The following is a 22,670-nucleotide window of genomic DNA, read 5'->3' on the forward strand; positions in this document are numbered from 1 at the left end:
CGAGGGACGCAATCATGCAAGAAGCCATCATCCTGGTGGGCGGCAAGGGAACCCGACTGCGCCCCCTGACGAACCACACTCCGAAACCCCTGCTCAACGTGGCGGGCTCCTCCTTCATCCGGCACCAGATCGCCAAGTTGATGGACGCCGGCGTCGAGCACGTCGTGTTCGCCACCTCCTACCTCGCCGACCTGTTCGAGGAGGAGTTCAAGGACTTCTCCCAGAACCTGGAGATCTCCTACGCCGTAGAGGAGATCCCGCTCGGCACCGGAGGAGCGATCCGCAACGCCGCACGGCGGCTGCGCGGCATCTCGGCCGACGCGCCTGTGCTGATCCTCAACGGCGACATCCTGTCCGGCGTGGACCTGCGCGCCGTCCTCGAGCACCACCAGGCCCACGTCGCCGACGTGACCCTGCACCTCACCCGGGTCCCCGACCCGCGCGCCTTCGGTCTCGTCCCCACCGACGAGGCCGGCCGGGTGCTGTCCTTCCTGGAGAAGCCCAAGACGCCGGAGGAATGCGTCACCGACCAGATCAACGCCGGCTGCTACGTCTTCCGCCGCTCCGTCCTGGACGCCATCCCGGCCGACCGGGAGGTCTCGGTCGAGCAGGAGACCTTCCCGCAGTTGGTCGCCGGGGGCGGGCGCGTCTTCGGCCATGTCACGGACGACTACTGGCGTGACCTCGGCACCCCGCTCGCCTTCGTGCACGGGTCCGCCGACCTGGTCACCGGCAGGGCGACCTCGCCACTGGTGGGGCCGCCGGCCGAGGCCCTGATCCATCCCACGGCCACGATCGACGCGACCGCCCGCGTCACGGGCGGCTCGACGATCGGCCCGCACGCCGTCATCGGCCCGCGCGTGGTCGTCGACCGGTCCATCCTCGGCGCGAACGTCACCGTGGCCGAGGCCGCGCAGATCCACGAGTCGGTGGTCGACCACGACTCGTCGATCGGCAGCGAGTCGTTCCTCCGCGAGGTGGTGGTGGGCTGCCACTCGCACGTCGGCGCGCAGAACGAACTGCCCGCCCAGCTGCGGCTCGCGTGCGGCATCCGCATTCCCTCCCTCGGGGTGCGGATGAGCGGCACCGCCACCGCCTGCCTGACGGCCCACTGAGAGATCCGGCCCGGCCGGACAGCCACAGGAGAGACGTGACCACCCATCAAGCCACCGCGACAAGCGACCCGACCCGGCCGCCCGGACACCGGCCGGAACAGCACCGCCGAAGAGCACCGCAGGAAAACCGGCTGCGCAAGTACCGGCCCGACCTTCAGGGCCTGCGCGCCGTCGCGATCACGATGGTCGTCCTCGTACACACAGGCATCCTCGGCATCCACGGCGGCGTCGACGTCAGCTTCACGCTCAGCGGCTTCCTCATCGGCAGCCAGCTCCTCGCGGAGATCGACAAGACCGGCAAGGTGTCGCTCGGCAAGTTCTGGGCCCGCCGGTTCCGGCGGCTGGCCCCGGGGGCTGCCCTCACCATCGTCGTGACGGCCGTCGTGGCCTGGATCTACGCCAGCCCGTTCAGGTTCCGCGGCTATATGCAGGACGGCTTCGCCGCCTCGCTGAGCTTCATCAACTGGCGCCAGGCCGAGAACGGCACCGACTACTTCGCCGCCGACGGCAGCCAGTCGCCGTACCAGCACTTCTGGTCGCTGAGCATCGAGGAGCAGTTCTACCTCCTCGCCCCGATCGCGCTCGTCGTCGTCGCCTGGCTCAGCCGGGCCATCTTCCGCAACCGCTTCCTGGTCGGGCTGTTCCTGGCCGCCGTGATCAGCGGCTCGCTCTATCTGTCGGTCACGACGACCCAGACGAATCAGCCGCTCGCCTACTTCGGCACCCCGACCCGCGTGTGGGAACTGGCCGTCGGCGTCTTCGTCGCCCTCAACGCCCGGTTCCTGTCACGCATGTACCAGGGCCTCGCGGCCGTCCTCAGCTGGGTGGGACTCGGCACCATACTGGTCACCGCGTCGCTCATCACCGAGCAGACCCCCCTGCCCGGGTACGCCGTGGGCGGCCCCGTGCTGGGCGCCGCCCTGATCATGGCGGGCGGCTGTGCCAACCCTCGCTTCGGCGCCGAGCGACTCCTCGACAACCCCCTTTTCAACTTCGTCGGCAACGCGAGCTACGGCTGGTACCTCTGGCACTGGCCGCTGCTGATCCTCTGGTCGGACATCGTCGGCCACGAGATCACCTACTCCGACCGCTTCCGCGTCGCCTCAGGCTCCTTCGTGCTGGCCGTCGCCGGGCACTATCTGATCGAACGGCGTCTGAAGGCCAACGTCAGGCTCGTGCAGATCCCGTGGCGCGGCATCCTGACCGGCCTGACCTTGACCGCCACCGCGGCCGTCGCCATGTTCCTCGCCATACGGGTGGTACCGCTCAACCTGGACACAGCCGCCGGCGCCAGCGCCGCGAAAGGGAGCTCCGTCGGGTACGCCGACGAGAAGTCGGTGAAGCAGGCCGTGCTCCAGAAGGAGCTATCCGCCACCGCGCAGAGCATTCTCCCGGGTGCTCCGAAGGACATGACCCACTACGGCTGCATCGACAACACCGACGTCAAGAAGTTCGTCATGCGTGACAACTGCGTCATCGGGGACAAGCAGGGCAAACGCTCGATCGTCGTCATCGGAGATTCCCACGCCTGGCAGTGGGGCGACGCCTTCGAGAGCCTCGGGAAATCGCTGCACGTGAAGGTGGTGACCATGGCGAAGGGCGGCTGCTCCCCCGAGGTGTACGCCATCAAGAACCCCGAGCTGAACCGCGAGTACTCCGAGTGCGACAGCTGGCGGCAATCGGCGTTCAAGAGCATAGACGGCCTCAAGCCCGACGTGATCGTCGTCACCAGCCGCATCCGGCAGGAGGTGACCGAGAAGGGCGCCGAGCAGGCCTTCAAGGTCCTCGAGGCCTCCGGCGCCAAGCTCGTCTACATCACGGACACCCCGCAGCCCGGCCGGAACGTACCTGACTGCCTCGCCACCCACATCCACGACGTCTCCGCCTGCAACCCCGCCGAGGACAAGGCCGTCGAATTCCCTGACTTCCGCGCCATTGAGCAGAAGGGCGCCGAGCGCCACGGCGCCGAGGTCCTCGACTCACTACCCGCGTTCTGCGCCGACAACGTCTGCCCGACGGTGATCGCCGACCAGATCGTCTACTTCGACAACAGCCACATGACGGGGGCCTATGCGAAGTCGCTGGCACCCTTTCTCAAGCCGACCATTCAGAAGGCCCTCGCCGACTGACCGCGCTCAGGTCGTACGCACCCGTACCCGGCGGGCCTGCCGCTGCCTTTCCAGCAGCAGTTCGTCCGCCGGGTAGCCGACCTCTTCCAGGGTCAGTCCGTGCGGCCGTACGACGTGCACGGCACTGTCGCGGACCCCCGCGTCCAGTACCTTCCGCGGCCACTCCACGCCACGATGGCCGTCGCCCACGAACAGCAGCGCGCCGACCATGGAACGCACCTGGTTGTGGCAGAAGGCGTCGGCGCGGACCTCTATCTCCACGATGCCGTCCGCGCGCCGGGTCACGCCGAAGTCGAAGATCTCGCGGATCGTGGTCGCGCCCTCGCGCTTCTTCGCGTATGCGGCGAAGTCGTGCTCGCCGACCAGTGATGTGGCGGCGGCGTCCATCATGGCGACGTCCAGGGGCCAGTCGTGCCACAGGACGTGGTTGCGGAGCAGGGGGTCCACTCCCCCGGGGTTGTCGGTGACGCGATACACGTAGCGCCGCCAGACCGCGGCGAAGCGGGCGTCGAAGCCGCTGGGCGCCTCTCTGAGTGCCCACACCCGTACGTCCTTGGGCAGCCGCCCCGCGAGCCGCTTGAGCAGCTTGCCGCTCTGCTCGGCCCAGACCGCCCGGGGCAGATCGACGTGGGCGACCTGTCCTCGCGCGTGCACGCCGGCGTCGGTGCGCCCGGCCACGGTCAGGTCATACGTCTCCCGCGACCGCGTCACCGTACGCAGCGCGTCCTCGATCTCCGCCTGTACGGTCCGCCTGCCGCCGGCCTGCTTGGCCCAGCCGTGGAAGTCGGTGCCGTCGTAGGAGATGTCGAGGCGGATACGGACGTGGCCGGGCTGTACTTCACTCACCCTCAGATCCTCTCAGGTACGCAAAAGCGGGCCCGCCCCGGTGAAGGGCGGACCCGCTCAGCTCAAGGCAGAGCCTCAGGCCTCCGTCGACTCCTCGGCGGGAGCCTCGGCGGCGTCCTCGGCCTTGGTCTCCTCGACCTTGGCCTCGTCGGCCTCCTTGACCGCACGCTTGGTGGCGGCCTCGGCCTCGCCCACGGCCTTCTGCTGCACCGTCAGCGCCTCGACCAGCTCGATGACGGCCATGGGCGCGTTGTCGCCACGGCGGTTACCGATCTTGGTGATGCGGGTGTAGCCACCCGGACGGTTCTCGTAACGCGGGCCGATCTCGGTGAAGAGCGTGTGGACGACGCCCTTGTCCGTGATGACCTGAAGCACCTGGCGGCGGTTGTGAAGGTCGCCCTTCTTCGCCTTGGTGATCAGACGCTCGGCGTACGGGCGCAGGCGGCGGGCCTTCGCCTCGGTGGTGGTGATACGGCCGTGCTCGAACAGCGACTTCGCGAGGTTCGCGAGGAGCAGCTTCTCGTGCGCGGCGCTGCCGCCCAGACGGGCACCCTTGGTGGGCTTCGGCATGTTCTTCTCCTGTGTGTCTGCCCCGGCCGTGTCAGGTACCGGGGTCAGTATCCGAGCAGACGGTTGTCTGTCGGAGATCCGGGTGCCTGTCGCCAGGCACCCGGAAGTGGGTCACGCACAGTACCGGATCAGTACTGCTCGGTCTCCACGAAACCCGCGTCCGCGTCGTCGTCGGCGCCGAAGGCGTCGGCGGCGGCGGTCGGGTCGAATCCGGGCGGGCTGTCCTTCAGGGCCAGGCCCATGCCGGCCAGCTTCGCCTTGACCTCGTCGATGGACTTCGCACCGAAGTTGCGGATGTCCAGCAGGTCGGCCTCGGAGCGGGCGACGAGCTCACCCACGGAGTGGATGCCCTCGCGCTTGAGGCAGTTGTAGGAACGGACCGTGAGCTCCAGCTCCTCGATCGGCAGCGCGAGGTCGGCGGCCAGGGCGGCGTCCGTGGGGGACGGGCCCATGTCGATGCCCTCGGCGTCGATGTTGAGCTCGCGCGCCAGACCGAACAGCTCGACCAGGGTCTTGCCGGCCGACGCCATGGCGTCACGCGGACGCATGGCCTGCTTGGTCTCGACGTCGACGATCAGCTTGTCGAAGTCGGTGCGCTGCTCGACACGCGTGGCCTCGACCTTGTACGTGACCTTCAGCACCGGCGAGTAGATGGAGTCGACCGGGATACGGCCGATCTCCTGGCCCACCTGCTTGTTCTGCACGGCGGAGACGTAACCGCGGCCACGCTCGACCGTCAGCTCCATCTCCAGCTTGCCCTTGCCGTTGAGCGTGGCGAGGACCAGGTCGGGGTTGTGCACCTCGACACCGGCCGGGGGCGCGATGTCGGCGGCGGTGACCAGACCCGGGCCCTGCTTGCGCAGGTACATCACGACCGGCTCGTCGTGCTCCGAGGAGACGACCAGCTGCTTGATGTTGAGGATCAGGTCGGTGACGTCCTCCTTGACGCCCGGCACGGTGGTGAACTCGTGCAGGACACCGTCGATGCGGATGCTGGTGACAGCAGCGCCGGGGATCGACGACAGGAGGGTGCGGCGCAGGGAGTTGCCGAGGGTGTAGCCGAAGCCCGGCTCCAGCGGCTCGATCACGAACCGGGAGCGGAACTCGTCGACGACCTCTTCGGTCAACGAGGGACGCTGAGCGATCAGCATGTGTGGATCAGATCCTTCATTCGTGGACGCCCGCTATTTGACGTCCGACGGAAACCGCACCCCGTGAAAAGTGCGGGTACTGCAAGGGTACGGGCGGTACGCCCCTTACGGAGCCGTACCGCCCGGAACCTACGGCCAGACGAAGCTGCCAGGCGTCAGACGCGGCGGCGCTTCGGCGGACGGCAGCCGTTGTGCGGGGTCGGGGTGACGTCCTGGATGGAGCCGACCTCGAGGCCCGTGGCCTGCAGGGAGCGGATCGCGGTCTCACGACCGGAACCCGGGCCCTTCACGAACACGTCGACCTTGCGCATGCCGTGCTCCTGGGCGCGGCGGGCGGCCGACTCGGCGGCCATCTGCGCGGCGAACGGCGTGGACTTCCGGGAGCCCTTGAAGCCGACGTGGCCGGCGGAGGCCCAGGAGATCACGTTGCCGGACGGGTCCGTGATGGAGACGATCGTGTTGTTGAACGTGCTCTTGATGTGCGCGTGGCCGTGAGCGACGTTCTTCTTTTCCTTGCGGCGCACCTTCTTGGCAGCGCCCTGACGTCCCTTGGGGGGCATCTACTAACTCCTACGGGAGGTGGTCGGTCCTACAGCGAAGACCGTGGACAGGTGTCCGCTGCGGACTACTTCTTGCCCGGCTTCTTCTTGCCGGCGATGGCGCGACGCGGGCCCTTGCGGGTGCGGGCGTTGGTGCTGGTGCGCTGACCGCGGACGGGCAGACCGCGACGGTGACGGAGACCCTGGTAGCAGCCGATCTCGACCTTGCGGCGGATGTCGGCCTGGATCTCGCGACGGAGGTCACCCTCGGTCTTGATGTTGTTGTCGACGTACTCGCGGATCGCGACCAGCTGCTCTTCGGTCAGGTCACGAACGCGGGTGTTCGGGTCGACGCCGGTCGCAGCCAGCGTCTCCTTCGAGAGGGTCCGGCCGATGCCGAACACGTAGGTGAGGGCGACCTCCACGCGCTTTTCGCGCGGGATGTCAACACCGGAAACGCGTGCCATTCAATGGCTCCTGGTGATCTTCGGAGGTCTTCCGCAGAACCGGCTCCCAGCCGCCGTGTCAGGTACGAACTGGGTCCCCGGCCTCCGAACCGGGGGTGTCGAGCTGGTTGGCTCGGGTCCTGCGTATGAACATATTCAGCTCGCGTCGCGCGAAACTCTGCGATGGATGCAGAGGGATCGGTCGTGCGTCAGCCCTGGCGCTGCTTGTGGCGCGGGTTCTCGCAGATGACCATGACCCGACCGTGACGGCGGATCACCCTGCACTTGTCGCAGATCTTCTTGACGCTCGGCTTGACCTTCATTGGATTGAGGTTCTCCGGGTCAGTGCCACCACCCCGCCGGAGCGGGATGCGGGCAAGATCTACTTGTACCGGTAGACGATCCGGCCACGCGTCAGGTCGTAAGGAGACAGCTCCACCACGACCCGGTCGTCAGGGAGGATGCGGATGTAGTGCATACGCATCTTGCCGCTGATGTGTGCCAGGACCTGGTGGCCGTTCTGGAGCTCGACCTTGAACATCGCGTTCGGAAGAGACTCGACGACAGTGCCCTCGATCTCGATGGCACCTTGCTTCTTGGCCACGCTTCGCCCTTCGAATCGACTACCTTGATCGACTCACGTCGCACTCTCAAGCATGCAGGCATGAGGGTGCACAAGAGCCGACGAGTCAGTCTACGTCGGAGCACCGTGAAAGGCGAATCGGGGAAGTCTGCCCCACGCGGGAGATCACTATGCGAGCGGATCGGGAGCGGCGGTGATGCCGTACTCGGCGAGCTTGGCCTTGCCGCCGTCGGGGGCGGTGAGGACCAGGGGCCCCTCCGCCGTCAGCGCGACCGAGTGCTCCCAGTGCGAGGACCAGGTGCCGTCGGTCGTGATGACCGTCCAGTCGTCGGAGAGGACCTCGGTGCGCGGGGTGCCGAGGGAGACCATCGGCTCGATCGCGAGGCAGAAGCCGGGCACCAGCTTGGGGCCCTTGCCGCGGCGCCGGTCCACGTAGTTCAGCAGATGCGGGTCCATGTGCATCTCGGTGCCGATGCCATGGCCGCCGTAGTCCTCGATGATCCCGTACTTGCCGCCGCCCGGCTTCGGCTGGCGGCGGATGTAGGTCTCGACCGCGCGGGAGATGTCGACCAGGCGGTTGCCCTGCTTCATGGCCGCGATGCCGGCCCACATCGACTCCTCCGTCACCCGGGAGAGCTCGATCAGCTCCGGAGCGTGACCGGAGCCCACGAAGGCCGTGTAGGCCGCGTCGCCGTGCCAGCCGTCGACGATCGCGCCGCAGTCGATGGAGATGATGTCGCCGTCCTTGAGGACGACGTCGTCGGAGGGGATGCCGTGGACGACGACGTCGTTCACGGACGTGCAGATGGTCGCGGGGAAACCGCCGTACCCCAGGAAGTTCGACTTGGCGCCGTGCTCGGCGAGGACCTTGCGGGCGACCTCGTCCAGGTCCTTGGTGGAGGCGCCGGGCACCGCGGCCTCACGGGTGGCCGCGTGGATGGCGGCTACGACCAGGCCCGCCGCACGCATCTTCGCGATCTGCTCGGGCGTCTTGATCTGCACCATGGGGGGCCTGCGCTCTCCGTCACTCACATCGGCTGGGATATCTGTACAACACTACGGCCGCGGCACCCGGGGAGGGCACCGCGGCCGGAGGAGCCGGGAATCCTAGCTCTCGGCCTTCTCACGCTTCAGGGCCTCCAGCGCCCGCCGCGTGATCTCGTCCACGGGGCCCAGGGAGGAGATCGTCACGACCAGACCCTGCGCCTTGTAGTAGTCGATGATCGGCTCGGTCTGCGTGTGGTAGACCTCCAGCCGCGTGCGGACGGTGTCCTCGGAGTCGTCGTCGCGCTGGTACAGCTCACCGCCGCAGATGTCGCACACGCCGTCCTTCTTGGGCGGGCTGTACGTCACGTGGAACACGTGCGAGGAGTCGTTGCGGCAGATGCGCCGGCCGGCGATCCGCTTGACGACCTCGTCCTCCGGGACCTCCAGGTCCAGCACGGCGTCCAGGGTGATGCCCTCGGTCTCCAGCAGCTGGTCCAGCGCCTCGGCCTGCGACACGTTGCGCGGGAAGCCGTCCAGCAGGAAGCCCTTCTCGGCGTCCGGCTGCTCCATGCGGTCCTTGGCCATGGCGATGGTGACCTCGTCGGGTACGAGGTTGCCGGCGTCCATGTAGGACTTCGCGAGCTTGCCCAGCTCGGTCTGCTGGCTGATGTTGGCCCGGAACAGGTCGCCCGTGGAGATGTGCGGGATGGCCAGCTTCTCGGCGAGGCGGACGGCTTGCGTTCCCTTACCGGCACCCGGCGGCCCGACGAGGACGATACGCATCAGCGGAGGAACCCTTCGTAATTGCGCTGCTGGAGCTGGCTCTCGATCTGCTTCACCGTCTCGAGACCGACACCCACGATGATCAGGATGCTGGTTCCGCCGAACGGGAAGTTGTTCGTCGCCCCGAACCCGACCAACGCCATTGTTGGCACGAGAGCAATCAGACCCAGATACAGCGAACCCGGCCAGGTGATCCGGTTGAGCACGTAGCTGAGGTACTCAGCGGTCGGTCGGCCAGCCCGGATGCCCGGGATGAAGCCACCATACTTCTTCATGTTGTCGGCGACTTCCTCGGGGTTGAAGGAGATCGCCACGTAGAAGAACGCGAAGAAAACGATGAGCAAGAAGTACGAAGTGATGTAAATCGGGTGGTCGCCCTTGGTGAGGTTCTGCTCGACCCAGGTCTTCCAGCCCGACTTGCCCCCCGCGAACTGCGCCACGAGCGCCGGGATGTAGAGCAGCGAGGAGGCGAAGATGACCGGAATCACACCGGCCTGGTTCACCTTGAGCGGGATGTACGTGGACGTACCACCGTAGGAACGGCGGCCGATCATGCGCTTCGCGTACTGCACCGGGATGCGGCGCTGAGCCTGCTCGACGAAGACGACGAGCGCGACCATGACCAGGCCGACCAGGATGACGGTGCCGAACTCGATCCAGCCGCCGGCCAGGGTGCCCTGCTTCTTGATGGCCCACAGCGCGGACGGGAAGGTCGCGGCGATCGAGATGAACATCAGGATCGACATGCCGTTGCCGATGCCGCGGTCGGTGATCAGTTCACCGAGCCACATCACGACGCAGGTACCGGCGGTCATGCAGACGACCATCGTGATGGTCGTGAAGATCCCCTGGTTCGAGACGATGCTCTGGGCCTCCGAGCAGCCGCTGAACAGCCGTCCGGTGCGGGCGGTGGCGACCAGGCCGGTGCCCTGCAGGATGGCGAGGGCCACCGTCAGATAACGGGTGTACTGCGTGATCTTCGCCGTACCGGCCTGACCCTCCTTCTTGAGGGCTTCCAGGCGCGGGATGACCACGGTCAGCAGCTGAAGGATGATGCTGGCCGTGATGTAGGGCATGATGCCGAGCGCGAAGACCGTGATCTGCAGCAGCGCACCACCGCTGAACATGTTCACGAGGCCGAACAGGCCCTGGTTGGCCCCGGCCTCGGTCACACACCTCTGGACGGCCTTGTAGTTGACGCCGGGGATCGGGATGTGGGTACCGAGCCGGTAGACCACGATGATGGCCAGCGTGAAGAGCAGCTTCTTGCGCAGGTCGGGCGTCTTGAACGCCCGGGCGAACGCGGTGAGCACGGTGCCTCCTGCGACCCCCGCGCAACTGCGTCAAGGGTGACGGTCTTGAGGTTCGACGGATACAGACGAATTACTAACGGTCAACTGCCGCTCAGAGTGCCCCATGGGAAGCACCTGTGAAAGTAGGCAGTGCTGGCCACCTTACCGGCGAGAGCACCGCCCTTGGAACGACCAACCGGGGATACCCCTTTTGTGGAGTATCCCCGGTCGGGATCGTTCACGTCATCGAGGGACCTGAGGAACTCAGACCAGCTCGGTGACCGTACCGCCGGCGGCGGTGATCTTCTCCTTGGCGGAGCCGGAGACGGCGTCGACCGTCACCTGCAGCGCCACGGAGACCTCGCCCTGGCCGAGGACCTTGACGAGGCTGTTCTTGCGAACGGCACCCTTGGCCACCAGGCCCTCGACCGTGACCTCGCCACCCTCGGGGTAGAGCGCGGCCAGCTTGTCGAGGTTCACGACCTGGTACTCGGTCTTGAACGGGTTCTTGAAGCCCTTCAGCTTCGGGAGGCGCATGTGCAGCGGCATCTGGCCACCCTCGAAGCGCTCCGGAACCTGGTAGCGGGCCTTGGTGCCCTTGGTACCACGACCGGCCGTCTTACCCTTCGACGCCTCACCACGACCCACACGGGTCTTGGCGGTCTTGGCGCCCGGGGCGGGACGGAGGTTGTGGATCTTCAGCGGGTTCTGCTCCGCCATGATCAGTCGACCTCCTCGACCGTCACGAGGTGGCGGACGGTGTGCACCATGCCGCGGAACTCGGGGCGGTCCTCCTTGACGACCACGGTGTTGATCCCCTTGAGACCAAGCGACCGCAGGGTGTCACGGTGGTTCTGCTTGCTGCCGATGTAGGACTTGACCTGCGTGATCTTGAGCTGCGCCATGATTACGCACCCGCCCCGGCACGCGCACGCAGCAGAGCCGCGGGAGCGACGTCCTCGAGCGGCAGGCCACGGCGGGCCGCGATCTCCTCGGGACGCTGCAGACCCTTCAGGGCCTCCACGGTCGCGTGCACGATGTTGATGGCGTTGTCGGAGCCGAGCGACTTCGACAGCACGTCGTGGATACCGGCGCACTCGAGCACGGCACGCACCGGACCACCGGCGATAACACCGGTACCCGGGGACGCGGGCTTGAGCAGCACGACGCCGGCAGCCTTCTCACCCTGGATGGGGTGGGGGATGGTGCCCTGGATCCGGGGGACCTTGAAGAAGTGCTTCTTGGCCTCCTCAACGCCCTTGGCGATGGCGGCCGGCACCTCCTTGGCCTTGCCGTATCCGACACCCACGGTGCCGTCACCGTCGCCCACCACGACCAGCGCGGTGAAGCTGAAGCGACGACCACCCTTCACAACCTTGGCGACGCGGTTGATCGCGACGACGCGCTCAACGTACGCGGTCTTCTCGGCGGCAGCAGCGCCGCCGTCACGGCCCTTCCGGTCCCGCCGCTCGCCGCCACCGGCACCGCCACCGCGGCGCTGGGGTCCAGCCATTGGATTTACCTCTCTCTTTTCCGCTAGCTACGGCGGCTCAGAACCTGAGCCCGGCCTCGCGGGCGGCGTCCGCCAGGGCGGCGATGCGCCCGGCGTACTGGTTGCCACCACGGTCGAACACGACGGCCTCGACACCGGCGGCCTTGGCACGCTCGGCAACCAGGGCGCCGACCTGCTTGGCCTGCGCGGACTTGTCGGACTCGCCACCACGGATCGAAGCGTCCAGGGTGGACGCCGACGCCAGGGTGTGGCCCTTCAGGTCGTCGATCACCTGCGCCACGATGTGGCGGTTGGAGCGGGTCACGACCAGACGGGGACGCTCCGCCGTACCGGAAAGAGTCTTGCGGATCCGGATGTGACGGCGCTTGATCGCGGCGCGCTTGTAGGCGTCGCCCTTGAGGATCTTCTGCCCGTATGCCATGGCTTACTTACCCGCCTTTCCGACCTTGCGGCGGATGACTTCGCCCTCGTACTTGACGCCCTTGGCCTTGTACGGGTCGGGCTTGCGCAGCTTGCGGATGTTGGCCGCAACCTCGCCGACCTTCTGCTTGTCGATGCCCTCGACCGAGAAACGGGTCGGGGTCTCCACCTTGAAGGAGATGCCCTCGGGGGCCTCGACGAGGATCGGGTGGCTGTAACCGAGAGCGAACTCCAGGTTCGAACCCTTGGCGGTCACTCGGTAACCGACACCGCTGATCTCGAGCTTCTTCACGTAACCCTGGGTCACGCCGGTGATCATGTTCGCCACCAGCGTGCGGGAGAGGCCGTGCAGGGCCTTGCTCTGACGCTCGTCGTTCGGGCGGGTCACCTGCAGGGTGCCGTCCTCGCCCTTAGCGATGTCGATCGGAGCCGCGACGGTGTGGGTCAGCGAGCCCTTGGGGCCCTTGACCGAGACCGTACGGCCGTCGATGGTGACGTCCACGCCGGCGGGAACCGCGATGGGGAGCTTGCCGATGCGCGACATAGCTGTTTCCTCCGTTCCCTTCTGCTACCAGACGTAGGCGAGGACTTCCCCACCCACGCCCTTCTTGCCGGCCTGCTTGTCGGTGAGGAGGCCGTGCGACGTGGAGATGATCGCCACGCCGAGGCCGCCCAGCACCTTCGGCAGGTTGGTGGACTTCGCGTACACCCGGAGACCGGGCTTGGAGATCCGCTTGATGCCCGCGATGGAGCGCTCACGGTTCGGGCCGAACTTCAGCTCGAGAACGAGGTTCTTGCCGACTTCGGCGTCCTCGACCTTCCAGCCCGTGATGAAGCCCTCCTGCTGGAGGATCTCCGCGATGTGCGACTTGATCTTGGACGCCGGCATCGTCACGGAGTCGTGGTACGCCGAGTTCGCGTTCCGCAGACGCGTCAGCATGTCTGCGATCGGATCAGTCATGGTCATGAATTGGCCTGTGGCCTTTCTCGCCGGGGTTTCCTATATGCGCCATCCCTCTCCCCGTACTTCTGCAGACGGGACGGGTGCGGTGCGGGGACCTACGGCGTAGTAAGTCGATCCAGGGCGGCAGAGGCCCAACCCTCCTAGCCTAAGCCATGAGGGGGTGGGCCTCCGCCGACCCAGTTGCTTACCGAGAGGTCCAGGAATCCCGAATTACCGGGATTACCAGGAGCTCTTGGTCACGCCCGGCAGCTCGCCACGGTGAGCCATCTCACGAAGGCACACGCGGCAGAGGCCGAACTTGCGGTACACGGAGTGCGGACGGCCGCAGCGCTGGCAGCGGGTGTAGCCACGCACACCGAACTTGGGCTTGCGAGCAGCCTTGGCAATCAGAGCCTTCTTCGCCATCTCGCTCACGCCTCCTTGAACGGGAAGCCGAGGTGACGAAGGAGCGCGCGGCCCTCAGCGTCGTTGGTCGCCGTGGTCACCACGGTGATGTCCATACCCCGGGTACGGTCGATCTTGTCCTGGTCGATCTCGTGGAACATGACCTGCTCCGTGAGACCGAAGGTGTAGTTGCCACGGCCGTCGAACTGCTTGGGGGACAGGCCGCGGAAGTCGCGGATACGCGGCAGCGCGAGCGACAGGGTGCGGTCCAGGAACTCCCACATGCGGTCGCCACGGAGCGTGACGTGGGCACCGATCGGCTGACCCTCACGCAGCTTGAACTGCGCGATGGACTTGCGGGCCTTGGTGACGGCCGGCTTCTGACCGGTGATCGTGGTGAGGTCGCGGATGGCGCCCTCGATCAGCTTGGAGTCGCGGGCGGCGTCGCCCACACCCATGTTGACCACGATCTTGACGAGGCCGGGAACCTGCATGACGTTCTCGTACTTGAACTCGTCACGCAGCTTGCCCGCGATCTCCTCGCGGTACTTCTGCTTCAGACGCGGAGTGGTGGTGGTAGCCATCAGATGTCCTCACCCGTCCGCTTGGCAACGCGGATCTTGTTGCCCTCTTCGTCGAAGCGGTAGCCGACACGCGTGACGACCTTGTTGCCGTCCTTCTCAACGACCAGCTGGACGTTGGAGACGTGGATCGGCGCCTCGGTCGTGACGATGCCGCCGGCCTGGGAACCGCTAGCGGTCGGACCGGCCTTGGTGTGCTTCTTGACCCGGTTGACACCCTCGACCAGGACACGCTCCTCGCGCGGGTAAGCGGCAATGACCTTGCCCTGCTTGCCCTTGTCCTTGCCGGTGATGACCTGGACCAGGTCGCCCTTCTTGATCTTCATGCTTACAGCACCTCCGGCGCGAGCGAGATGATCTTCATGAACTTCTTCTCGCGCAGCTCACGGCCGACCGGGCCGAAGATGCGGGTGCCGCGAGGGTCGCCGTCGTTCTTCAGAATGACGGCGGCGTTCTCGTCGAAGCGGATGTACGAGCCGTCCGGACGGCGGCGCTCCTTGACGGTGCGAACGATGACCGCCTTGACGACGTCACCCTTCTTCACGTTGCCACCGGGGATCGCGTCCTTGACGGTGGCGACGATGACGTCACCGATGCCCGCGTAGCGGCGACCGGAGCCACCGAGCACACGGATGCAAAGGATCTCCTTCGCACCAGTGTTGTCGGCGACGCGCAGTCGCGACTCCTGCTGGATCACGTCTATCTCCTGTTTGTCTGCCGGTTCCCGGCAGGGGTTCCGTTACGGAACCCCTGCCGAGCCTGGCGGAACTGACCTGCGGGGTTTGCCCCGCAGGAATTACTTGGCCTTCTCGAGGATCTCGACGACGCGCCAGTGCTTCGTCGCGGACAGCGGCCGGGTCTCCATCAGGAGGACGCGGTCGCCGATGCCGGCGGCGTTCTGCTCGTCGTGGGCCTTGAGCTTGCTCGTGCTGCGGATGACCTTGCCGTACAGCGCGTGCTTCTTGCGGTCCTCGACGGCGACGACGACGGTCTTGTCCATCTTGTCGCTGACGACGATGCCCTCACGGGTCTTGCGGAAGCCCCGAGCCTCAGTGTTCGTCTCAGTCACGTTGTTCTCGCTCATCAGGCGTTCTCCACCGTTTCGATGCCCAGCTCACGCTCGCGCATCAGGGTGTAGATCCGCGCGATGTCCTTGCGGACCGCCTTCAGACGGCCGTGGTTCTCGAGCTGCCCGGTCGCCGCCTGGAAGCGGAGGTTGAACAGCTCTTCCTTGGCCTCGCGGAGCTTCGCCAGAAGCTCCTCGTTGCCCAGCTCGCGCAGCTCGGACGCCTTGGTACCGGCCGACATCACGCTTCACCTGCCTCGCGCTTGACGATCCGGCACTTCATCGGCAGCTTGTGGGCCGCACGGGTCAGCGCCTCACGGGCGATCTTCTCGTTGGGGTAGGACAGCTCGAACATCACCCGACCCGGGTGAACGTTCGCGATCCACCACTCCGGCGAACCCTTACCGGAACCCATGCGGGTCTCGGCAGGCTTCTTGGTGAGGGGACGGTCCGGGTAGATGTTGATCCAGACCTTGCCGCCACGCTTGATGTGACGGGTCATCGCGATACGAGCCGCCTCGATCTGGCGGTTGGTCACGTACGCCGGCGTGAGGGCCTGGATGCCGTACTCGCCGAACGCAACCGTCGTGCCGCCCTTGGCCTGACCACGGCGCTTCGGGTGGTGCTGCTTGCGGTGCTTGACCCTACGGGGGATCAGCATGTCGGTCAGGCCTCCGTTCCGGTGCTCTCAGCCGGAGCGGCGGGGGCCTCGGCCTTGGGGGCCTCGGCGCCGGCAGCCTGCTGCGGCTTGCGACCGCGCCGCTCGCCACCGCGGCCACCACGGGCCGGGCGGTCGGCACCACCACGGGCCGGGCGGTTACCCGCACGGGCCGCAGCGTTCTCGGCGCGGACCTCGGCGATGTTCTTGACGTCGCCCTTGTAGATCCAGACCTTCACACCGATGCGGCCGAAGGTCGTCTTGGCCTCGAAGAAGCCGTAGTCCACGTTCGCGCGGAGCGTGTGCAGGGGCACACGGCCCTCGCGGTAGAACTCCGAGCGGGACATCTCGGCGCCACCGAGGCGGCCACCGCACTGGATCTTGATGCCCTTGGCGCCGGCCTTCATCGCCGACTGCATGCTCTTACGCATGGCGCGGCGGAAGGAGACGCGGGAGGAGAGCTGCTCGGCAACGGCCTGGGCAACCAGCTGAGCGTCGGTCTCGGGGTTCTTGACCTCGAGGATGTTCAGCTGGACCTGCTTGCCCGTGAGCTTCTCGAGGTCGCCGCGGATGCGGTCGGCCTCGGCGCCACGGCGGCCGATGACGATGCCCGGACGCGCGGTGTGGATGTCCACCCGCACGCGGTCACGGGTGCGCTCGATCTCAACCTTCGAGATACCGGCGCGCTCCATGCCGGACGTCATCATCCGACGGATGGCGACGTCTTCCTTGACGTAGTCCTTGTACAGCTTGTCGGCGTACCAACGGGACTTGAAGTCCGTGGTGATGCCGAGCCGGAACCCATGCGGGTTAACCTTCTGGCCCATTACCGGGTTCCTTCCTTGCTGCTGACGACCACGGTGATGTGGCTGGTCCGCTTGCGGATCCGGTAGGCACGGCCCTGAGCACGCGGACGGAACCGCTTCAGGGTCGGACCCTCGTCGACGTACGCCTCGGAGATGTAGAGGCTGTCGGCGTCGGTGTGGTCGTAGTTGTGCGCGGCGTTGGCGATGGCGCTGTCGAGCACCTTGCCGACCGGCACGGAGGCTGCCTGCGGAGCGAATCGCAGAACAGCCTGGGCCTCCGTGGCGTCCATGCCACGGATGAGGTCCACCACGCGGCGGGCCTTCATGGGCGTGACGCGGATGTACCGCGCCTGGGCCCTGGCTTCCATGGTTGTCCCTTCAGTTACTTACGTGTCTGAATGCGATCCGCTACTAGCGGCGCTTCGACTTCCGGTCTTCCTTGACGTGGCCCCGGAAGGTGCGGGTCGGCGAGAACTCGCCGAGCTTGTGGCCGACCATCGACTCGGTGACGAACACCGGGATGTGGGTCTTGCCGTTGTGCACCGCGATCGTGTGGCCGAGCATGGCCGGGACGATCATCGAGCGACGGGACCAGGTCTTGATGACGTTCTTGGTGCCGGCTTCGTTCTGGACGTCCACCTTCTTGATCAGGTGGTCGTCGACGAAGGGCCCCTTCTTCAAGCTACGAGGCATCTCAACCCGTCCTTAGCGCTTCTTGTTCGTCTTGCGGCGGCGGACGATGTACTTGTTCGACGCCTTCTTGGGCGAACGAGTACGGCCTTCCTTCTTGCCCCACGGGGACACAGGGTGGCGACCACCGGAGGTCCGGCCCTCACCACCACCGTGCGGGTGGTCAACCGGGTTCATCACGACACCACGGACGGTCGGGCGAACGCCCAGCCACCGCTTACGGCCGGCCTTACCCCAGTTGATGTTGCTCTGCTCGGCGTTGCCGACCTCACCGACGGTGGCGCGGCAGCGGACGTCGACGAGACGGATCTCGCCGGACGGCATGCGGAGGTGGGCCATCGAGCCCTCCTTCGCGAGCAGCTGCACGGAGGCACCGGCGGAGCGGGCGAACTTGGCACCGCCACCGGGACGGAGCTCGATCGCGTGGATCGTGGTACCGACCGGGATGTTGCGGAGGGCCAGGTTGTTGCCCGGCTTGATGTCGGCCCCGGGACCGTTCTCGACGCGGTCACCCTGCTGCAGGTTGCGCGGGGCGAGGATGTAGCGCTTCTCGCCGTCGGCGTAGTGCAGCAGCGCGATGCGCGCGGTGCGGTTGGGGTCGTACTCGATGTGCGCGACCTTCGCCGGCACGCCGTCCTTGTCGTGACGACGGAAGTCGATCAGACGGTAGGCGCGCTTGTGTCCGCCACCCTGGTGGCGAACGGTCACACGACCGGCGTTGTTACGGCCGCCCTTGCTGTGCAGGGGGCGGACCAGCGACTTCTCCGGCGTGGACCGCGTGACCTCGACGAAGTCGGCGACGCTGGCGCCACGACGGCCCGGCGTAGTCGGCTTGTACTTGCGGATTCCCATTTCTCAGTCCTCGTCCGATATCGGACGATCCGACCCGCTTACGCGGTCGGACCGCCGAAGATGTCGATACGGTCGCCCTCGGCGAGGGTCACGATCGCGCGCTTGCTGCCGGCACGCTGACCGAAACCGGTCTTCGTGCGCTTGCGCTTGCCCTGGCGGTTGATCGTGTTGACCCCGGTGACCTTGACGTCGAAGACCGCCTGGACGGCCTGCTTGATCTGGGTCTTGTTGGCGTTCGGGTCGACGATGAACGTGTACTTGTTCTCGTCGAGGAGCGCGTAGCTCTTCTCGGAGACGACCGGCTTCAGCAGGACGTCACGGGGGTCCGTGTACGACTTGCTCAGCGGGGTCTCGACGGTGTTCTTGCCCTCGGCGGCGTGACGACGCGCCTTGGCGACGCGCGCGGCCTTGGCGGCCTTGGCGGCCTTCGAGGCGATGCTCGGGTGACGGATGGCCATCAGACCTCGCTCCCTTCGGTGTCGTTGGCCTTCGGGCCGGCGACGAAGGACTCGAAAGCGGCCTGGGTGAAGACCACGTCGTCCGAGACGAGAACGTCGTACGTGTTCAGCTGGCCCGGCTCCAGGATGTGGACCTGGGGCAGGTTGCGGGCGGACAGCCACGCGGCCTCGTCGGCGCGGTCGACGACCAGGAGCAGGTTCTTGCGCTCCGAGATCTTGCCGAACAGCGACTTGGCGGCCTTGGTGCTGGGGGTCTCGCCCTCGACCACGCCGGAGACGACGTGGATGCGGTTGTGACGCGCCCGGTCGGTGAGGGCACCGCGCAGGGCGGCGGCCTTCATCTTCTTCGGGGTGCGCTGCGAGTAGTCGCGCGGCACGGGACCGTGCACGACGCCACCACCGGCGAACTGCGGCGCGCGGGTCGAACCCTGACGGGCGCGACCGGTGCCCTTCTGGCGGTACGGCTTCTTGCCGCCACCACGGACCTCGCCACGGGTCTTCGTCTTGTGCGTGCCCTGGCGGGCAGCGGCCAGCTGCGCGACGACGACCTGGTGGATCAGCGGAACGCTGACCTTGGCGTCGAAGATCTCCGCGGGGAGCTCGACGGAACCGGCCTTGTCGCCCGCCGGCGAAAGGATGTCAACAGTGCTCATCGGTTACCTCAGGCCCCCTTGGCCGCGGTGCGGACCAGGACGAGGCCGCCGTTCGGACCGGGAACCGCGCCCTTGATGAGCAGCAGACCCTTCTCCGCGTCAACGGCGTGGACGGTCAGGTTCTGGGTGGTGACCCGCTCGTTGCCCATGCGACCCGCCATGCGGAGGCCCTTGAACACGCGGCCCGGGGTGGCGCAGCCACCGATGGAACCGGGCGAGCGGTGCTTGCGCTGGGTGCCGTGTCCGGCGCCGAGGCCCTTGAAGTTGTGACGCTTCATGACACCGGCGAAGCCCTTGCCCTTGCTCTTGCCGGTCACGTCGACCTTGATGCCGGCCTCGAACACCTCAGCGGTGATCTCCTGGCCGAGCGTGTACTCGGAGGCGTCCGCGGTGCGGATCTCGACGAGGTGACGACGGGGGGTGACGTCGGCCTTGGCGAAGTGACCCTTGAGGGGCTTGTTCACCTTGCGCGGGTCGATCTCGCCGAAAGCGATCTGGACGGACTCGTAGCCGTCGACGTCGTTCGTACGGACCTGGGTCACGACATTCGGCCCGGCCTTGACGACGGTGACCGGAACAACACGGTTGTTCTCGTCCCACACCTGCGTCATGCCGAGCTTCTCGCCCAGGATGCCCTTGATCTGCTTAGCCATTCTCAGCCCACCAGCCTCAGAGCTTGATCTCGATGTCGACACCGGCCGGCAGGTCGAGTCGCATCAGAGAGTCAACGGTCTTGGGGGTCGGGTCGAGAATGTCGATCAGGCGCTTGTGCGTGCGCATCTCGAAGTGCTCGCGCGAGTCCTTGTACTTGTGCGGCGACTTGATGACGCAGTACACGTTCTTCTCAGTGGGCAGCGGCACCGGGCCCGCGACCGACGCACCAGTGCGGGTCACCGTCTCGACGATCTTCTTCGCCGAGGAGTCGATGACCTCGTGGTCGTAGGCCTTGAGCCGGATGCGGATCTTCTGTCCCGCCATGGCTACTCAGTAGTCCTGTCTCTCTTACGCTCTGGAACCCGGCGGATTCCTTCTGCTGCCGTCGTTTCTCCGACCCACGCGGTCGGGCGTGTCGCGCTCCCGCTGACACAGATGTCCCTTGTTCGAACATCCCAGCGGGAATGCGCACGGCCCTTCCGGAACCGCGGACCGGGGACCTCGGGCCCGCCGGGCGCCTGGCCGGTGCCGCGCCCACACTTCCCGGAAGATTCCCGTACGTCCGCCCCAGTGCTGCCCGTGGGCAGTTAGGACGACGAGTACTGTGGGACTCGCTTCCGGTCCTCCCGGCGGGAGGCGCGCAGCATCAACACTCGACCGAGCAACTCGGACAGTCTGCCATATGGGGCGGGGCGGATGCCAATCGGGGCGGAGAGAATACCCCCGAGGTGACGTAGGTCAAACCGGGGGCCGGGTGAACTCCGTGGCGGGGTAGGCGGGGAAGGCCTGGCGGATGAAGGTGCACCCGTAGGTGCCGCCCCTCCGCCCGGATGCCGAGGCCGTCCAGCCGGACCGTCTCCAGCCGGTACCGGGGATGCGTGCTCACCGGCGACGACGTCACAGGTGCGGACGGGAGCGTGTGTCCCCGCGGCCGTCCGCACGTTCCGCCGGCAGACGTACCCCGGCGATGCCGCTCGACGGGCTCGGGCAGCCGGCCCGAGGTGGAAGAGCCGAGCTCCGCCATGCTGCCGTTCGCGACCTGGGCGGCGGTGTGGGCGAGCGCCTTCCGGAGCGCCGCTGCGGTGCCCGGGGCCGAGAGGGTGCTTCAGGCACGCAGCATGATGCGTATCGCCACGGTGGCGCATCGTACGGCAGCCGCGTCCGGCTCGCGGGAGTACGGGCTCAGCCCGAGGTGACCCGCCTGGAGCGGATCCGTCCGTTGGCCGCCCGCCGGTCCATGCGGCGACGGCGGACGGACGCCCCGTAGGTGACCAGCGACACGGCGACGACCTTGCGCTCAAGGGCGCACCGCGCACCTGGGACATGCGGGTCGACTGGCTGTACTACCAGTCCGGCAGGACCATCTCGGCGAAGGCCGCGCAGAAGGCCGTGGCCGGTTTCGCCGCCGCCGGCATCCCTTACGTCGACACGCTCCCCGGCCGGTGAACGCCGGGCCCTCCCGCAGCCGCCACGGCCGGGTCGTGTTGTCGGAGCGGCCCAGTAGCCTCCGGGCATGACCCGTACGACTCCGCCGCGGCCGCTCGACGTCACCGCCGCCTTCCCCGAGCTGGCCCCGCTCGCCCGCGCCGCCGTACGCCTCCATCCCCGCGCCGGCGCGCCCACCACGGCGGACAGCTCCGTCGGCGGACCCCTGCTGTGGCCGGCCGGGGAGCCGTGGCCGGCCTGTGCCGACCATGGCGGGCCCTGGCAGCACGGTGTGGCGCCGGACGATGTGCGTGTCGCCCGGCGTGTCCTGCGCGAGGCCTGGGCCCGGCCGCGTGCCGAGGGCGCCGATCTGCTGAGCGAGGAGGAACACGCGCTGGTCGACCGCGGGACCAAGGGGTACCGGATCGCCCTGGACGGGCCGGTGCCGCTGGTGCCGGTCGCGCAGATACGCGCCGCCGATGTGCCCTCGCTGCCCCGGCCCGACGGCACCGATCTGCTGCAGGTGCTGTGGTGCGCCTTCGACCATCCGGAGGACGGGTACGTACCGAGGGTCGAGCTGCGCTGGCGCCGGGCCGCCGATGTGGTCAGCCCGCTCGCCACTCCCCCACGGCCCGCGGTGATCGGCAGCGACGACTATCTGCCCGAGCCGTGCGTGCTGCACCCGGAGACCGTCGTCGAGTACCCGGCCCCGCACGAGCTGCCGGAGGAGCTGGCGGACCGGATCGCGGAGTGGGAGGAGGAGAGGGGCGAGGAGTCCGGGGTCTGCTATCAGGACGACCTGGCCGTCGCCCCGGGATGGAAGCTCGCTGGGCACGCGCCCTGGAGCTTCTCCGACCCCTTCCCCATGGCCTGCGCCGAGTGCGGCGCCGGGGTGCGGCCCCTGCTCACCGTCGACGGCACCGAGTGGGACGGCGGCAGCGGCAGCTGGCGGCCGGTGGAGGACGCCGGGTACACGGGCTATCACTCCCTCGGGCCGGCGTGCGACACGGAGATCACCATCGGCCGGGGCTACACCCTCCAGGTGTACGTGTGCGAGGCGTCGTACGACCATCCGCCGGTGCAGAACATGCAGTGACCGGCCCCG

Annotated in this window: 35 protein-coding genes; 4 read left to right on the forward strand and 31 right to left on the reverse strand. The window is 67.3% G+C overall.

From position 1 onward, the window contains the following. Nucleotides 1–14 precede the first annotated feature (14 nt). Together ACIBJF_RS29430 and ACIBJF_RS29435 are read left to right on the forward strand one after the other, a co-directional pair. Nucleotides 15–1,115, forward strand: coding sequence for a sugar phosphate nucleotidyltransferase (locus tag ACIBJF_RS29430; protein ID WP_399178207.1), 1,101 nt, complete (start codon nucleotides 15–17; stop codon nucleotides 1,113–1,115). A gap of 35 nt (nucleotides 1,116–1,150) precedes the next feature. Then, a complete protein-coding gene (locus ACIBJF_RS29435; RefSeq protein ID WP_399178209.1) occupies nucleotides 1,151–3,244 on the forward strand; it encodes an acyltransferase family protein in 2,094 nt (697 codons plus the stop codon). A 6-nt stretch (nucleotides 3,245–3,250) separates the two neighbouring features. Here the strand turns inward: ACIBJF_RS29435 and truA are convergent, their stop codons facing one another. The 31 genes from truA to rpsJ form a co-directional block, all read right to left on the reverse strand. Next, nucleotides 3,251–4,090 (reverse strand): tRNA pseudouridine(38-40) synthase TruA, encoded by an 840-nt coding sequence (truA, locus tag ACIBJF_RS29440; RefSeq protein WP_399178211.1) that lies wholly within the window; start codon nucleotides 4,088–4,090, stop codon nucleotides 3,251–3,253. Between the two features lie 75 nt (nucleotides 4,091–4,165). Continuing rightward, nucleotides 4,166–4,660, reverse strand: a complete 495-nt coding sequence (rplQ, locus tag ACIBJF_RS29445; protein WP_351802175.1) for a 50S ribosomal protein L17 — start codon at nucleotides 4,658–4,660, stop codon at nucleotides 4,166–4,168. A 128-nt stretch (nucleotides 4,661–4,788) separates the two neighbouring features. Further along, entirely contained in the window at nucleotides 4,789–5,811 is a 1,023-nt protein-coding gene (locus ACIBJF_RS29450; RefSeq protein ID WP_003966937.1) for a DNA-directed RNA polymerase subunit alpha, read from the reverse strand. 155 nt (nucleotides 5,812–5,966) lie between these two features. Next, the gene (rpsK, locus tag ACIBJF_RS29455; protein ID WP_003956432.1) at nucleotides 5,967–6,371 is read right to left on the reverse strand and encodes a 30S ribosomal protein S11; all 405 of its coding nucleotides are present in this window, start codon (nucleotides 6,369–6,371) and stop codon (nucleotides 5,967–5,969) included. A gap of 65 nt (nucleotides 6,372–6,436) precedes the next feature. Further along, entirely contained in the window at nucleotides 6,437–6,817 is a 381-nt protein-coding gene (rpsM, locus tag ACIBJF_RS29460; protein ID WP_023547369.1) for a 30S ribosomal protein S13, read from the reverse strand. Between the two features lie 188 nt (nucleotides 6,818–7,005). After that, nucleotides 7,006–7,119, reverse strand: a complete 114-nt coding sequence (gene rpmJ, locus ACIBJF_RS29465) for a 50S ribosomal protein L36 (protein ID WP_003998809.1) — start codon at nucleotides 7,117–7,119, stop codon at nucleotides 7,006–7,008. Nucleotides 7,120–7,178: 59 nt separating this feature from the next. Next, nucleotides 7,179–7,400: a translation initiation factor IF-1 gene (gene infA / locus ACIBJF_RS29470; protein WP_003948620.1), complete on the reverse strand. Its 222-nt coding sequence runs from the start codon at nucleotides 7,398–7,400 to the stop codon at nucleotides 7,179–7,181. A gap of 147 nt (nucleotides 7,401–7,547) precedes the next feature. After that, on the reverse strand, nucleotides 7,548–8,384 hold the full coding sequence (gene map, locus ACIBJF_RS29475; RefSeq protein WP_351802177.1) for a type I methionyl aminopeptidase: 837 nt from the start codon (nucleotides 8,382–8,384) through the stop codon (nucleotides 7,548–7,550). Between the two features lie 102 nt (nucleotides 8,385–8,486). Further along, the gene (locus ACIBJF_RS29480; protein WP_399178214.1) at nucleotides 8,487–9,149 is read right to left on the reverse strand and encodes an adenylate kinase; all 663 of its coding nucleotides are present in this window, start codon (nucleotides 9,147–9,149) and stop codon (nucleotides 8,487–8,489) included. After that, the gene (gene secY, locus ACIBJF_RS29485; protein WP_399178216.1) at nucleotides 9,149–10,462 is read right to left on the reverse strand and encodes a preprotein translocase subunit SecY; all 1,314 of its coding nucleotides are present in this window, start codon (nucleotides 10,460–10,462) and stop codon (nucleotides 9,149–9,151) included. Before secY ends, ACIBJF_RS29480 begins: the two co-directional genes overlap by 1 nt. A gap of 243 nt (nucleotides 10,463–10,705) precedes the next feature. Continuing rightward, nucleotides 10,706–11,161, reverse strand: a complete 456-nt coding sequence (gene rplO / locus ACIBJF_RS29490) for a 50S ribosomal protein L15 (RefSeq protein ID WP_030745257.1) — start codon at nucleotides 11,159–11,161, stop codon at nucleotides 10,706–10,708. 2 nt (nucleotides 11,162–11,163) lie between these two features. Then, a complete protein-coding gene (rpmD, locus tag ACIBJF_RS29495; RefSeq protein ID WP_003998814.1) occupies nucleotides 11,164–11,346 on the reverse strand; it encodes a 50S ribosomal protein L30 in 183 nt (60 codons plus the stop codon). A 2-nt stretch (nucleotides 11,347–11,348) separates the two neighbouring features. Continuing rightward, nucleotides 11,349–11,954, reverse strand: a complete 606-nt coding sequence (gene rpsE / locus ACIBJF_RS29500) for a 30S ribosomal protein S5 (RefSeq protein WP_009190144.1) — start codon at nucleotides 11,952–11,954, stop codon at nucleotides 11,349–11,351. 37 nt (nucleotides 11,955–11,991) lie between these two features. Next, on the reverse strand, nucleotides 11,992–12,375 hold the full coding sequence (gene rplR / locus ACIBJF_RS29505) for a 50S ribosomal protein L18 (RefSeq protein ID WP_365727266.1): 384 nt from the start codon (nucleotides 12,373–12,375) through the stop codon (nucleotides 11,992–11,994). Between the two features lie 3 nt (nucleotides 12,376–12,378). Continuing rightward, nucleotides 12,379–12,918: a 50S ribosomal protein L6 gene (gene rplF / locus ACIBJF_RS29510; protein WP_153539274.1), complete on the reverse strand. Its 540-nt coding sequence runs from the start codon at nucleotides 12,916–12,918 to the stop codon at nucleotides 12,379–12,381. Between the two features lie 24 nt (nucleotides 12,919–12,942). After that, nucleotides 12,943–13,341: a 30S ribosomal protein S8 gene (rpsH, locus tag ACIBJF_RS29515; protein ID WP_007384075.1), complete on the reverse strand. Its 399-nt coding sequence runs from the start codon at nucleotides 13,339–13,341 to the stop codon at nucleotides 12,943–12,945. 216 nt (nucleotides 13,342–13,557) lie between these two features. Further along, entirely contained in the window at nucleotides 13,558–13,743 is a 186-nt protein-coding gene (locus ACIBJF_RS29520) for a type Z 30S ribosomal protein S14 (protein WP_003948630.1), read from the reverse strand. 5 nt (nucleotides 13,744–13,748) lie between these two features. Further along, nucleotides 13,749–14,306, reverse strand: coding sequence for a 50S ribosomal protein L5 (gene rplE / locus ACIBJF_RS29525; RefSeq protein WP_061920719.1), 558 nt, complete (start codon nucleotides 14,304–14,306; stop codon nucleotides 13,749–13,751). Further along, nucleotides 14,306–14,629: a 50S ribosomal protein L24 gene (gene rplX / locus ACIBJF_RS29530; RefSeq protein WP_351222634.1), complete on the reverse strand. Its 324-nt coding sequence runs from the start codon at nucleotides 14,627–14,629 to the stop codon at nucleotides 14,306–14,308. Before rplX ends, rplE begins: the two co-directional genes overlap by 1 nt. A gap of 2 nt (nucleotides 14,630–14,631) precedes the next feature. Next, nucleotides 14,632–15,000, reverse strand: a complete 369-nt coding sequence (gene rplN / locus ACIBJF_RS29535) for a 50S ribosomal protein L14 (RefSeq protein ID WP_003998823.1) — start codon at nucleotides 14,998–15,000, stop codon at nucleotides 14,632–14,634. Between the two features lie 99 nt (nucleotides 15,001–15,099). Next, nucleotides 15,100–15,387 carry a 30S ribosomal protein S17 gene (gene rpsQ / locus ACIBJF_RS29540; RefSeq protein WP_037694127.1) on the reverse strand — a complete coding sequence of 96 codons (288 nt, stop codon included), beginning with the start codon at nucleotides 15,385–15,387 and terminating at the stop codon, nucleotides 15,100–15,102. After that, nucleotides 15,387–15,611, reverse strand: a complete 225-nt coding sequence (gene rpmC / locus ACIBJF_RS29545) for a 50S ribosomal protein L29 (RefSeq protein WP_007494763.1) — start codon at nucleotides 15,609–15,611, stop codon at nucleotides 15,387–15,389. Before rpmC ends, rpsQ begins: the two co-directional genes overlap by 1 nt. After that, nucleotides 15,611–16,030, reverse strand: coding sequence for a 50S ribosomal protein L16 (rplP, locus tag ACIBJF_RS29550; RefSeq protein ID WP_004927269.1), 420 nt, complete (start codon nucleotides 16,028–16,030; stop codon nucleotides 15,611–15,613). Before rplP ends, rpmC begins: the two co-directional genes overlap by 1 nt. Before the next feature lie 5 nt (nucleotides 16,031–16,035). Beyond that, nucleotides 16,036–16,854 carry a 30S ribosomal protein S3 gene (gene rpsC / locus ACIBJF_RS29555; protein ID WP_399178220.1) on the reverse strand — a complete coding sequence of 273 codons (819 nt, stop codon included), beginning with the start codon at nucleotides 16,852–16,854 and terminating at the stop codon, nucleotides 16,036–16,038. Further along, nucleotides 16,854–17,201, reverse strand: coding sequence for a 50S ribosomal protein L22 (gene rplV, locus ACIBJF_RS29560; protein WP_019329637.1), 348 nt, complete (start codon nucleotides 17,199–17,201; stop codon nucleotides 16,854–16,856). Before rplV ends, rpsC begins: the two co-directional genes overlap by 1 nt. A gap of 43 nt (nucleotides 17,202–17,244) precedes the next feature. Continuing rightward, the gene (gene rpsS / locus ACIBJF_RS29565) at nucleotides 17,245–17,526 is read right to left on the reverse strand and encodes a 30S ribosomal protein S19 (protein ID WP_009190133.1); all 282 of its coding nucleotides are present in this window, start codon (nucleotides 17,524–17,526) and stop codon (nucleotides 17,245–17,247) included. A 12-nt stretch (nucleotides 17,527–17,538) separates the two neighbouring features. After that, complete coding sequence (gene rplB / locus ACIBJF_RS29570; protein ID WP_399178223.1) at nucleotides 17,539–18,375, reverse strand: 50S ribosomal protein L2; 837 nt, start codon at nucleotides 18,373–18,375, stop codon at nucleotides 17,539–17,541. A 38-nt stretch (nucleotides 18,376–18,413) separates the two neighbouring features. Continuing rightward, nucleotides 18,414–18,833 (reverse strand): 50S ribosomal protein L23, encoded by a 420-nt coding sequence (gene rplW, locus ACIBJF_RS29575; protein WP_351618256.1) that lies wholly within the window; start codon nucleotides 18,831–18,833, stop codon nucleotides 18,414–18,416. Then, nucleotides 18,833–19,486 carry a 50S ribosomal protein L4 gene (rplD, locus tag ACIBJF_RS29580; protein ID WP_030641187.1) on the reverse strand — a complete coding sequence of 218 codons (654 nt, stop codon included), beginning with the start codon at nucleotides 19,484–19,486 and terminating at the stop codon, nucleotides 18,833–18,835. The genes rplW and rplD overlap by 1 nt, the downstream gene beginning before the upstream one ends. A gap of 8 nt (nucleotides 19,487–19,494) precedes the next feature. Further along, a complete protein-coding gene (gene rplC / locus ACIBJF_RS29585) occupies nucleotides 19,495–20,139 on the reverse strand; it encodes a 50S ribosomal protein L3 (RefSeq protein ID WP_020135811.1) in 645 nt (214 codons plus the stop codon). A 16-nt stretch (nucleotides 20,140–20,155) separates the two neighbouring features. After that, nucleotides 20,156–20,464, reverse strand: coding sequence for a 30S ribosomal protein S10 (gene rpsJ / locus ACIBJF_RS29590; protein WP_003948644.1), 309 nt, complete (start codon nucleotides 20,462–20,464; stop codon nucleotides 20,156–20,158). Between the two features lie 999 nt (nucleotides 20,465–21,463). On the opposite strand from rpsJ, the gene ACIBJF_RS29595 reads away from it, so the two are divergent. Next, nucleotides 21,464–21,586: a hypothetical protein gene (locus ACIBJF_RS29595; protein WP_399178227.1), complete on the forward strand. Its 123-nt coding sequence runs from the start codon at nucleotides 21,464–21,466 to the stop codon at nucleotides 21,584–21,586. Nucleotides 21,587–21,653: 67 nt separating this feature from the next. After that, nucleotides 21,654–22,661, forward strand: coding sequence for a hypothetical protein (locus ACIBJF_RS29600; RefSeq protein WP_399178229.1), 1,008 nt, complete (start codon nucleotides 21,654–21,656; stop codon nucleotides 22,659–22,661). Nucleotides 22,662–22,670 lie beyond the last annotated feature (9 nt).

The organism is Streptomyces sp. NPDC050743 (genome assembly GCF_044456925.1).
Taxonomy (GTDB): Bacteria; Actinomycetota; Actinomycetes; order Streptomycetales; family Streptomycetaceae; genus Streptomyces.